This is a genomic window from Pseudomonas sp. PDM03, assembly GCF_014852385.1.
GTDB classification, from domain to species: Bacteria; Pseudomonadota; Gammaproteobacteria; order Pseudomonadales; family Pseudomonadaceae; genus Aquipseudomonas; species Aquipseudomonas migulae.
Genome location: NZ_JACVBM010000013.1, coordinates 1 through 11795, shown reverse-complemented (window position 1 = coordinate 11795; position 11795 = coordinate 1). Strand labels below are relative to the sequence as shown.

The 11795-nt window shown below is 50.1% G+C and carries 10 protein-coding genes and 1 pseudogene; 5 read left to right on the top strand and 6 right to left on the bottom strand.

Annotated elements, in window-relative coordinates; genetic code table 11:
• Positions 1 to 43: 43 nt before the first annotated feature.
• Both IB254_RS18010 and IB254_RS18005 read right to left on the bottom strand, forming a co-directional pair.
• The gene (locus IB254_RS18010; protein WP_192418485.1) at positions 44 to 598 is read right to left on the bottom strand and encodes a hypothetical protein; all 555 of its coding nucleotides are present in this window, start codon (positions 596 to 598) and stop codon (positions 44 to 46) included.
• Between the two features lie 135 nt (positions 599 to 733).
• Positions 734 to 1390, bottom strand: a complete 657-nt coding sequence (locus tag IB254_RS18005) for an HNH endonuclease (RefSeq protein WP_192418483.1) — start codon at positions 1388 to 1390, stop codon at positions 734 to 736.
• Between the two features lie 561 nt (positions 1391 to 1951).
• Here IB254_RS18005 and mqo point away from each other — a divergent pair.
• Both mqo and dapF read left to right on the top strand, forming a co-directional pair.
• Complete coding sequence (gene mqo, locus IB254_RS18000) at positions 1952 to 3598, top strand: malate dehydrogenase (quinone) (RefSeq protein ID WP_192418474.1); 1647 nt, start codon at positions 1952 to 1954, stop codon at positions 3596 to 3598.
• Positions 3599 to 3767: 169 nt separating this feature from the next.
• On the top strand, positions 3768 to 4583 hold the full coding sequence (gene dapF / locus IB254_RS17995) for a diaminopimelate epimerase (RefSeq protein ID WP_192418472.1): 816 nt from the start codon (positions 3768 to 3770) through the stop codon (positions 4581 to 4583).
• A gap of 65 nt (positions 4584 to 4648) precedes the next feature.
• Here dapF and IB254_RS17990 read toward each other — a convergent pair whose 3' ends face one another.
• The 3 genes from IB254_RS17990 to IB254_RS17980 are packed head-to-tail and all read right to left on the bottom strand — an operon-like array spanning position 4649 to position 6698.
• Positions 4649 to 5269 (bottom strand): hypothetical protein, encoded by a 621-nt coding sequence (locus tag IB254_RS17990; protein ID WP_192418470.1) that lies wholly within the window; start codon positions 5267 to 5269, stop codon positions 4649 to 4651.
• 8 nt (positions 5270 to 5277) lie between these two features.
• Positions 5278 to 6171 carry a glycine zipper family protein gene (locus IB254_RS17985; RefSeq protein WP_225602407.1) on the bottom strand — a complete coding sequence of 298 codons (894 nt, stop codon included), beginning with the start codon at positions 6169 to 6171 and terminating at the stop codon, positions 5278 to 5280.
• Positions 6168 to 6698 carry a PAAR domain-containing protein gene (locus IB254_RS17980; RefSeq protein WP_192418468.1) on the bottom strand — a complete coding sequence of 177 codons (531 nt, stop codon included), beginning with the start codon at positions 6696 to 6698 and terminating at the stop codon, positions 6168 to 6170. Before IB254_RS17980 ends, IB254_RS17985 begins: the two co-directional genes overlap by 4 nt.
• Before the next feature lie 72 nt (positions 6699 to 6770).
• Here IB254_RS17980 and IB254_RS17975 point away from each other — a divergent pair.
• The 3 genes and pseudogenes from IB254_RS17975 to IB254_RS17965 form a co-directional block, all read left to right on the top strand.
• A pseudogene (locus tag IB254_RS17975) lies at positions 6771 to 7231 on the top strand (malate:quinone oxidoreductase); the annotation flags it as partial.
• A gap of 414 nt (positions 7232 to 7645) precedes the next feature.
• Entirely contained in the window at positions 7646 to 9022 is a 1377-nt protein-coding gene (locus IB254_RS17970) for a HEPN domain-containing protein (protein ID WP_192418466.1), read from the top strand.
• Positions 9023 to 9190: 168 nt separating this feature from the next.
• Positions 9191 to 10315 (top strand): DUF4238 domain-containing protein, encoded by a 1125-nt coding sequence (locus IB254_RS17965; protein WP_192418464.1) that lies wholly within the window; start codon positions 9191 to 9193, stop codon positions 10313 to 10315.
• Positions 10316 to 10399: 84 nt separating this feature from the next.
• Here the strand turns inward: IB254_RS17965 and IB254_RS17960 are convergent, their stop codons facing one another.
• Positions 10400 to 11587 carry a hypothetical protein gene (locus IB254_RS17960; RefSeq protein WP_192418462.1) on the bottom strand — a complete coding sequence of 396 codons (1188 nt, stop codon included), beginning with the start codon at positions 11585 to 11587 and terminating at the stop codon, positions 10400 to 10402.
• Positions 11588 to 11795 lie beyond the last annotated feature (208 nt).

Here is an 11795-nt window from a genome sequence, read left to right as displayed (position 1 = left end):
TGGCAGATAAGTCAGGATGAGTTTGATAACAGATCTAAGGTTTTTAAGGCTTTCTGAGGGTGCTGATAAAAGTTGATGCTTTATTTAGGTTCGATATTAGATATTGTTTGAATACATCCCAGGCTGGTGGCTTGTTGGGTGTTTTGTTCGCGTTATTTATGTGTTGAAGTGATGGGACTTGAATAGGAATGCCTGTCAATATTTCGCTTCTGATTTTCTCGATAAGTACAAGTTTTTCAGTTTCTGTTAGTGTGGAATATTCATCCGATGTTTGGATTTCACAAATATCTATCAGCGTTAAGTTGTTATTGGTTCCTGGGAATAGCGCTAAGGTCCACAGTTCATCTGGAGCCGCAGCCCATGGAGTCCAGTGTAAGATATTGGGTGGTGCTGGCCATTCAGTTGTTTTAGTGCGCTGCACTTTTCCGTGCCATCTGAATACCAGAGTGATTTCATTGTGGCACAGGTTGCCGCCTCCAAATTTCTCGGTGTGGAAGTTCGCCTGTTTGTGCCCATCTTTGCTCCACATGTTTTTGCTTGTAACGATTTTGTACGCTGTTTCGACTTTTGTTCGGTGATAAATTTTATCAAGTTGCATTGCTTTAAGCCTTTGATATGTTTGTTTTATATTCGCTGGCGGGTGGCTGGTGAATGAGGTCGATGTCCCTTCGCTGTCTAATCGCCATAGTGAATGGACGTTTAAACTGAACAGGTGGCTTTGGATGTTAATTTGTCATGTGTTTTCGGGTATTTCTCTCAGCAACTGTTTGAGTTCTGTTACGTCAAAGGGGCGCTGTCGGGTGTGAGCGATGCGGTGACAAGTTGGGCACAGGCATATCAACTCGCTTAGAGAAATTTCGCGCTCCCCGTACTCAGCCAAAGGCTTAACATGATGGCACTCAATAATGAATTTCCCGTCAAGCTGTAACCGGAAACCGCAGGCCAGACACCGAAAGTCATCTCGTTCTTTACAGGCTTGAACTATTCCTTGGTGCCTTGCACGGACTGTAATCTGTCGATCAATTTCATAGCCTTCAATGGCCTTTGGGTCGTCAATCGAATAATCCGGTTTGAGGGGGGCTGCACTTGGTCGTGCGTCTACAGGGATGTATCCGACATGACACAACGGGCAGTCTGGGTTGCGATTTAAATGCTCAAAATGCGCAGCACCGTGGCCGCTAGCCATATGCGGTTTGGTCGGTTCACCACATGCTAAACATCTGAAATCAGGGCGTTTTTGATTGGTTTCCTTCGCTGCATTCCGCAGTTGGAGTGCCGTGTCAATGTCAATGATGTTTGAGTCGAGCAGGCATTGAGTTTGGTTCGCCATCAGCTTTTGAGCTTTCCTGTAATGGTCGATCTTCAGTGGAGGATAGTGTGATGCTATCATGCCATCATTTTGGCGCTGATTTTTCTGCAGACGACTTCAAACCACTGTATCAATGCCGTTTTTTTTGATTACGCAGGTTGGGGAGAGGTCGTGTTAACGCACAATGCGACAAGAAATGCACTGAGCCATTGAGGGACAGAGAGCATTTTTGTACTCGAATGTTGAGTGTGCATGGCACCGCGAGCAGCTTCTGGACCAACTCATAGCCCTGCCTCGCGACTGCTTGGCGTACAGGCGTTCGGACTATCAGGTCGGGAACAGACGCGCGGGTTTGCTCCGGCGTGATATTCTTCACCTCAACTTGGTTTGACCTATTCAGTTTGCGTGTTCTCGAGACGCGCCAACAGAATCACTGTCGCTCAAGTAGCTGAAGCCAATAAAGATAAAAAGTCAGTTCAGTAGGGACATATAAACTGAGGTCGATGGATCACGTCGGCCTTGTGTGCCCACCCTCCGGATCTCCTGTGCGAGCCCCACGACATTTGCCTGAATGCCGTGTGAAACAAGGGTTTCGTCGTGAGGATGGAAGGGCGGATGACGTTTTATCAAAGGTGCTACAAGATGTTTAAGAAAATGAACACGGCCCTGCTGGGGCTGGCTTTGTCGATGGGGATCACGTCCGTTCACGCGGAAGAGGCAAAGAAAGTCGATGTGCTGCTGATCGGCGGCGGCATCATGAGCGCGACCCTCGGTGTATGGCTCAATGAGCTGGAACCTGGCACCTCGATGGAAATGATCGAGCGCCTCGACGGCGTCGCCCTGGAAAGCTCCAACGGCTGGAACAACGCCGGTACCGGTCACTCCGCCCTGGCCGAGTTGAACTACACCCCGGAAGACGACAAGGGCAATGTCTCGATCCCGAAAGCCGTTGAAATCAACGAAGCGTTCCAGATCTCCCGTCAGTTCTGGGCCTGGCAGGTTCAGCAAGGCGTGCTGAAAAACCCGCGTTCGTTCATCAACTCCACACCGCACATGAGCTTCGTGTGGGGCGATGACAACATCAAGTTCCTGAAAAAGCGCTACGAAGCCCTGCAAGCGAGCCCGCTGTTCGCCGGCATGCAGTACTCGGAAGACCCGGCGCAAATCGCCAAGTGGGTTCCGCTGATGATGGAAGGGCGCGACCCGAACCAGAAAATCGCGGCCACCTGGTCCCCGATCGGCACCGACGTGAACTTCGGCGAAATCACCCGCCAGTTCGTTGCGCACCTGCAAACCACCCCGAAATTCGACTTGAAACTGTCTAGCGAAGTGCAAGACATCACCAAGAACGAAGACGGCAGCTGGCGCGTCAGCTACAAAAACCTGAAAGACGGCAGCAAGTCCGAAACCGACGCCAAGTTCGTGTTCATCGGCGCGGGCGGCGGTGCCTTGCACCTGCTGCAGAAGTCCGGCATTCCTGAAGCCAAGGAATACGCAGGCTTCCCGGTCGGCGGCTCGTTCCTCGTCACCGAAAACCCGACCATCGCCGAGCAACACCTGGCCAAGGCCTACGGCAAAGCTTCCGTTGGCGCACCGCCAATGTCGGTTCCGCACCTGGACACCCGTGTTCTGGACGGCAAGCGCGTGATCCTGTTTGGCCCATTCGCGACCTTCAGCACCAAGTTCCTCAAAGAAGGCTCGTACCTGGACCTGCTGACCACCACCACCACGCACAACGTGTGGCCGATGACCAAGGTCGGCATCAAGGAATACCCGCTGGTCGAGTACCTTGCCGGTCAGCTGATGCTGTCTGACGAAGACCGCCTCAACGCCCTGAAAGAATACTTCCCGAACGCCAAGGCTGAAGACTGGCGCCTGTGGCAAGCCGGCCAGCGCGTGCAAATCATCAAGCGTGATGAAGCCGCCGGGGGCGTGCTGAAACTGGGCACCGAAATCGTTGCTTCCGCTGACGGCACCATCGCCGGCCTGCTGGGCGCATCGCCAGGTGCTTCGACCGCTGCGCCGATCATGCTGACCGTGCTGCAGAAAGTGTTCAAGGACAAGGTCGCTTCGCCGGCCTGGCAGGAAAAACTGCACCAGATCGTGCCGAGCTACGGCACCCAGCTGAATGGCAGTCCTGAGAAGGTTGCACAAGAGTGGGCTTACACCGCCAAGGTCCTGCAACTGACCCCGCCACCGGCGATCGGTCAAGTAGCGACCCCGGCAGCGGCCCCGGCTGAAGCGCCAAAAGCGCCGAAGGCAAACGCTGCAACTGATATGGCTCTGTAACTAGACGCCCAGTCAAAAAGCCCACTGAACCGGTGACGGTCAGTGGGCTTTTTTGTGTCTGGAATACAGGGCAGGTGGGTAGTTTTCGCTTACCCTCACGCAACTTGCAAAAGCACTGCGAATGGGGCTAGATCGCCTGCAAACGGCCATTCACCACAGGGATCTGTCTATGCCGCTGAGTTTCCATAAGATGCACGCCAATGGCGACGACTTCGTGGTCGTGGACGCGCGAAACTCGGCCAATCCAGTGACAAGCGCCCTGGCTCGGCGAATGGGGGATCGCCACCGCGGCATCGGTTTCAATCAACTCGCAGTGGTGCTCGATTGCGAAGACGCCGATGCGCGATTGATGTTCTGGAATACCGATGGCTCCACGCTGGATGTGTGTGGCAGCGCAACGCGGGGTGCTGCGGACAGGCTGATGCGTGAATCGAATTCGACGTCGATAATGCTTCGGACCAACCGGGGGCTGCTCACTTGCCAACGAACCTCCAACGGCAACATTTCCGTCAGCATGGGAACGCCGTTGTTTGGCTGGTCGGATGTTCCTCTGGCTCATGAAATGGATACGTTGGTTCTGCCCCTTGATGGTGGCCCGAGTGCGTGCAGCATGGGCAATCCGCACTGCACCTACTTTGTGGATGACCTCGCGGCGATTGATATCGCGGCCATCGGACCCGCCATTGAAACCCACCCGCTGTTTCCGCTCAGGACGAATGTGCATTTCGTCCAGATCATTGACCGCAAGCATATTCGACTGCGCATTTGGGAGCGCTGGGGCGGGATTCCGCTGGGTTCAGGGTCGTGCTCTTGTGGTGCTGCGGTTAACGGGATTCGTCGGGGGTTGTTGGACGATACCGTTGAGGTTGAATGTGATGGCGGGAGTGTCACGGTTCAATGGGATGGCGTGGGGCCGGTCTTTTTGATTGGGCCGGTTGAGACAGTTTTTTCGGGGACAATCGCGGAAGGCTTGTTAAAAGATTGATGGCTGTTTTGTCGTGATAAACGTAGGAGTCCAATTGGACTCCAGAGCAGACCTGAGTGGACCACTCACTCCTCGTCGTACATTAGCTCCAAGGCCTTGATCCACTCGTCCGTAGCTTTAAATCTTGCGTAATACGCCTGTCTTTCTGAGTCACTCAGCTGAGTGAAAAAGGGAAGGAAATAGTTGTCGTTGTAGTAGCCCTGTGCACCTTGCATATGGCCTCCCCACCAGGAAGGGTTGTAACCCTCAAACGCTACCCATGGAGGCGGTAGGGAGAATTTTTCGCCAACGACGGCATCCAAAAAACCAGCGCTATTGGTGACCAGTCGTACAGTCACCGCGTTGAATTCTCTGGTGGATGTGAAAAAAATTAAATGTTCGTCTTTTAGGGCGTTTGAGTATTTTTTGACGAGTAGATCGTTGAAGGTTTTTTCAGTTGCGTAATTAAAATTTGCTTCGACGAGTGCAAGAAAATTAAGAGTGTCCTTTTGGTCGATTAAGAATGAGGTGTAATAGGCTGGAATGCCTACTTCTTCCAAAGAGGTGATTTTCAGGAAGCTGGGTAGGAAGCTTTCACTGATTAATGGTTTAACGAAAACCGATTGCAACTCTGGTATTGAATGACCGACGATCTGCTCTTTCGGCTCTTGCTTTATGAAGGCTTTGATGCGACTAAAAATGCTCATTATCTATCTCAGTCCTGTAAATATTCGGTAAGCCAGCTAGCTCCAAAATAACCAGCAGTGCCGAATATAATGCCTCCCACCGCACCACTAACGATCGCTCCCGGGCCTGTTTCGATGCCAACTGCGGCACCTGCAACGACGCCGATTCTTGCTCCTGCGATCGCTCCACCCCACCCACCTGCCTGTTTGACCACTTCAACTGAGATTGGCTTGATGCTCTTTTGCTTGATGGACTCATCGGCCGCCAATATCAAGTCGTAAGCGGTAAAGCCAATGGCGAATACTCTCACTACTCTCGCGCCTTTGATCAGTACAGAGGTGGCTTTGTATGAGCCAGGTGTAAAAATCGCTTTAGGAGGTATCTTTTCCGCTTGGACCAATACCTCCTTATCGATATTTTTTACCCAATCAGCGATCTGATCTATCTTCGCCACATTTTTTGGTGCAATTTTTTTGTATTCCTCCAAGGATTTCAGGATTTCCTCAGTGGTAACCAGTTTGGCTCCAGCCGCCTTAGCTTTTGCAACATCTATATAAACGGCCTTTCCTTCGAAGCGTGGCGAGCCATCAGGGAAAATAGAGCTGGTTGACACATAGCCGGATGGATATTTCCTGCTGCTAAAAACATGCTCAGCCACAGTGGCGTTTGATTTTGGATCAACAGGCATCATGCCAAATTTTTCTGGCCAGATTTCATGCTTGATTTGAAAGTCCGGGAGATTTTTGGCAATCAGGTGAGGGTTGTCTGGAGAGGCATAAATTCTTCTCACCAGAAAGCCATCTTTACCTATCTCGTCGACGACGACAAACATGTGGATGTTCGCAGGCATTGGGTAGCCAGAGACATTGCTAACCGAACCGGCTTGTTGATTCGTCGGAACTTTGCAGGAGAACTCGGTCATGCGTCACCCCACTTTTCCAGTGCAGCGACGCCAGTAGTAATTTCAAGTGTTTCCTGTTTTTTGGTCGAAATACGTAGCGTATGCCCTGACTCGTCAGAAAATCCGGTGTAAACCTGACCGGCCTCATCCTTGATGTGATAGGGGACATGAGCGAGAGGTTGACCGTCGCTCCCAAGAATGCGGAACTGTTCATTGAACGGTTGCAACCACAGAGGCATTGGCAGAGGTGGGATGAAATCTGCTGGAGTATGGGCGTTGCCGATGATCACTGTTGCGGAGCCACTCACCACTTTATTGCCATGGGCTCCGACGCTGCCCACGGTGGCGGCAGGTTTGCCGTTGATTAGAACAGTTGAGGCGACTTCCCCGGCGATTGGGCTGCCGCACGCGCTTTGGTCGTCAAGGCGAGCAGCGGCCAAACCGTCAAAGAAAACATCGGGTGAGCCAGCAGCGATGGGATTCACGCCATGACCAGGGAGAGGACAGTCAGTTGGGTCTGTAACTCGAGCAGCGGGCTTTCCTGCCATTTTGAACATCCTTGTAAAATGAGTCGTCGGCGATTGTTGCACAAAGATTCTGCCGATAACTATGTCTATCCTTTTTGGAACATCGCGAATTTAACCTCCATGTTCCTCAAGGAAGGCTCGTGCGTGGACCTGCTGACCACTACCACGCGCAACCGCCTCAACGCCCTGAAAGAATACTTCCCGAACGCCAAGGTTGAAGACCGGCGCCTGTGGCAAGCCGGTCAACGCGTGTAAATTATCAAGCGTGATGAAGCCGCCGGTGGCGTACTGAAACTGGGCACTGAAATTGTTGCTTCCACTGACGGCACCATCGCCGGTCTGCTGGGCGGTTCGCCCGACGCTTCGAGGGTAGTACCCATCGTGCTGACCGTGCTGCAGAAAGTGTTCAATGACAAGGTCGTTTCGCCAGCCTGGCAGAAAAAACCCTGATCGTGCCGAGCTACGGCACCCAGCAGAATGGCAGTCCTGAGAAGGTTGCAGAAGAGTGGGTTTAAACCAAGATACTGCAACTGACTCCGCCACCAGCCGGTTAGGTAACAGCCCCGGCTGAAGCGCCGAAGGCTAATGCTGCTAGTAATATGGCTTTGTAAGTAGAAGCGTAATCGGAAAGCCCCTCTGATCGGTGACGGTCGACTGATCTTTTTTGTGTTTTGGGTTCAGTGTTTGCGGGGGAAACTGGAGCGCAGTGCGGTCGCTAGTGGAGGGCGGCTATCAGCAGTGGATTCAACCGGTCGACGCAACAGATTGGCTAAATCGTTCAGCGGGAGTTTCCATATTGAAGGTTAAACTCACGAAAGAGACGCCGATAAAAGCCATTTGACAAGTGTCTTAAGGAGCACCCCACTAAGGACAAGGCGCATCGAAACCGGGTTGACTCTCGGAGGGGAAGGAGTGAGCTTGACTAGAGGCAGGCAGGTGTAGATCATCTATTCTGGATCGTACTAAGCGTGCTGACTATCAGTGCAGGGTATTGGGGAATTGTTATGGATAGCAAAAACCTTATTAAGTATTTGCAACAATCAGTTTCAGCCACAACTATTGAACCATCTGACAAGCAAGACAAAACATTCAATCTATTCGGAAAGCCTTACAAGCTTGTAAGGTGGAATGAAGATGAATATCGGAAAGGTCTGAGCGGCGCCCTGAAGTTTTTTCCAGATAATTGTCGGGCACTAACTGAAGAGATGTTCTCCGGTGCAATTGCTAAGATATGCCTATCATTTAATACTTGCGAAGAAGCCGCTGAGGATCTAACCAATCACCTCAAAGGCTTGATTAAGAAGCGCAATACATGCATACCGATACAAGGCATTGATATACGCGTGCCATCAATAAATTTAGGGTTTGGAACTCTTTATCGGCGAGATGAGGGGCTTCTCCCTAAATTATTAAATGATAGTGAAGCACGATTTAGCTCTCAACATGATATAAATGCATTGAAATCATGTCATTGCTATTTTGAAGTAGAGTCTAACACGGATGAGGAAGAGTCTATCGCAAGAGCGCTCGAACTCTCTGAATACCTTTGCGCCTTACTCTCCCTGCACGTTGGGTCTTCTTCATATAGAGCTTGGAAAAGAGCTAGTAACTGGTACAGCAAGGATTATGGTGACCTTAGTCCGAGGCGAAGAAAGATCTCAATATGGGGCTCTGAATCAGGGGGCTCCACTGTTTACTATCAATATAATGACCGAGAGAGCCATTTTCACAACTATCCATATGAGCTAAGTTTTAGGCTTCTTAATCCGGGGCATGATGGCTATGAGGCTATTTGCGAACCATTATCTATGCTTCGACCTGAAGAACCCGCTACCACTTATCACTTAATAGACGAATCCATCCGCAAAACCATAACCGAAGAATACCAGTCACTTCTTCAGAGCTACCAAAAGAGAACAGCGATTCAAAAGTCTATATCTCAATCAATTTATTGGTTTGGAAAGGCAGTTAACGCAGACACCAACGAACAGCAATTCTTGTTTTTTGCAATCTCTTTAGAGTGCCTGCTTACAGGAAAGGAGACTCAGTCTTATCTGAGTTCAATGGGCAGTATCACTCAGAAAATATCTGAACGAGCAGCGTTCATATTTTCTGAGCTACCAGCCGAGCGCCTAAACATCGAAAAAGAAATAAAATTCCTATATGGCATTCGGAGTAAAATTGCGCACGCGGGAGAGCGCGCGGAAAATGAAGACGTGTTGAGAATAGAGAAGTTGACGAGGAAATTGATTTTTAAAATTTCCGAGCATAATTTTACAACATTCGAAGAGATTACCGAGTGGGTCAAAATGAAACAATATGGTTTCCCAAGCTTACGCTCTTAGCTACGGCCTGACCTAGGCTCTTCCTATACAGTCAAATCCACCAACTGCGAAGGAAATTTGCTGATCGTCGGGGCATTCACTTACACCTTGAGTCACCTAGATTCGATCCAACGAGTAAACTCGCGAATTTCCTTTTGGGCGATTATGGCGCAGGGAATGGAGGCTTCAATGTCAAAGCAACAGTCGTATAGACACCACTACGTTCCGCAGTGGTACCAAAGAGGATTTCTTGTAGAAGGAAGTACAGTATTCAAAATACTGGATATGCGTCCCGAGGTGTTCCGCGATGACAAGGGCGCGATTGTTGGGAAAGGGCGACAGATACTGACTAAAGGCCCAGACGCGTGGTTTTTTGAGCGAAACCTCTACACAACGCGAGTGCTGGGTAAGCCCAACGATGATATTGAGAGATTACTATTCGGAGAAATAGATAGAACTGGGAAGGAAGCAATAAAGGCATTGGCAGAAAACGACCTTGAGAAAATTCACTTTACCTATACTCAAGTCTTTGAATTCCTAGACGCGCTTAGGCTTCGTACACCTAAAGGTCTCCGCTTCCTTCGAGCAACGTTTCAAGCGAGAAACCAGCAAGAACTCATGGTTCGTATGCAAGAAGTTCGCAGAATGCATTGTGTAATGTGGATGGAGGGTGCAATTGAGATTTTTGAGGCCACCCATTCTACTACTAAGTTTATTTTTTCAGACCATCCAGTGATTTTTTTCAATTCTCATGTTTTCCCAAAGGACCCCAAAATACCTGAAGGTCTGGATGCGCCACAACATTGGTTGGGAACTCAAACCCTCTTGCCTCTTGATGGTGACCGTTTGATGGTAATCACTCATCGGGAATGGGGACGGAAGCAAGGGGAGACTCGAGCCAGAAAGTCCCGTACTAATGCTCGCCTATTTGGCAATCCAATGATTACCTACGATGGAATTCAAAGAGGACGACAACTTTCTGAAAAGCAGGTTCGGGAGGTAAACTACATAGTCAAGATGCGTGCGGAGCGCTACATCGCGAGTTGCACAGAAGAGCACTTATTTCCTGAACGTCATCTTAAAACAACGCTCTGGAGCAGGTTGGGGAATTTTCTGCTGCCTCGGGGCTATGCGACGGCTCTTCAAGTCGGCTTCATGACGATGAAAATGCAGGATGGAACTTATTATTTTCAGGATGAATTCGGCCGTCGCCCGAACAACAAAGCTGAGTTTGACAAAGCTGTAAAAAATGCTAAGGATATGGAAGCAATGCTGAGGCGGGTCTTGACTGAGCGTTTCAACGAAAATGAATGAATCGTCCTGTTTTTTAGATAATTGAACGGCTGTTCCTCGCCGACATCAGCCTATTACTTAATCTATCTTTCCTCACGTGGGCGGCTATCGCGAACCCTCGACCTCAGCATCTTCATTTAGCAGACTGCCAAGATCAGTCTCCCAAGACTCCCCCCATTCCACCAAGACCAGCTTAGCTGCGAAGTCGTCAATGACTTTTTGGCGCTGAGACTCATTTTCCCCAGCATCGCTAACCGCACGAATCAGATCATCCGAGAGATTCTGCGCATATTGTTCTTGAGATTCAATTTTCCAGCGCTCCATTGCTCTATTAGCAGCAACTGTAACCTCGGCCCAAACTTCTTGATGTTCGGCTTTAAAAGATTGCTCTGTACGAGGCAGATAAGAATCAGGGGCTATCGCGTTGACTTCAAAACGAGCTGGCTTCAACGAGCGGGGGTTGGGGACAATTCCTCTCAACGGAAGGCCAGCCTTTGGGCCGAGATTGACCGAAAAGCGCCATCCTCCAAACAACTCCACATAAGCGACCAATCGGTCTCGAACATCGGTGAAGATTAAAGAATGCTCAAAACCGGACAGGCTGGCATCGGGAGTGTTTTGGTGCGGTGTTAAACTTGTTATCTGGGGCCAGTCATTTACATAGTCCCACCCTGCGAACCGGCCAATAGGCGGTATTCCATGCCTGATGGATGTCAGCACCTCAGGAGAAATGACCGCCTTGGCTTGGTCGTTCCCATAAAGCACTACACATCCTACGACGGCAGTTTTTGCCACACATCGCCACACCTTGTTACCATCAAACGAGGTGCGTATGCGGACGGTTGGTACTTTCTTAGTAACTAACACCGCTTGCTCTGTTGAAAGTGGCCATTTTCGCTTTTCAAAAATTGTCTTTAATCGCTTAGCATCCTTGACGTCCCTTGCAACTATCACTTGGCCTTGCACTAGCTGATCTGGGATTTGGGCTGCTCGCACGAGCGGTACCACGCCTGGTGCAAGGTCAAACTCAACGCCATCGTCCATCGTTCCTGCTCGAAGGATTGTCGGTGGTGGTTTACCGCGGCCAGTCCAAATTTTGAGTGCATTACGAATTTGAATGAGTGCTTCAGCGAGCGCGTCGTCGACCTTGCCGGTTTCCTCGCTGGCGAAAGAATTATTACAATCGAGGCACATAGCTCGACGTGTAACTGCTCGTCCACCTAAAGATGATAGGAACACATGCTCTTCACTTCCCGCTAAATTCTCGCAAAACATGCAGATCTCAGGGGCCATTCAATAATCCTTCATTGACGAAAACCAGTCGGGAGCTGAATCGCCCCCAGTTTAGTAGGTAAGTTGAGCGTCTGCTTTTGGCCGATTCTGTTGAAAAAGTCGGATTTTCAGATCACCTGAACTCAGGCACGACCACCACTGGAGAACCTACTCACCACATTGAGTGGTTTTTCGGCCCTTCGGTGACCTTTGCTGCTCTGTTATTGGG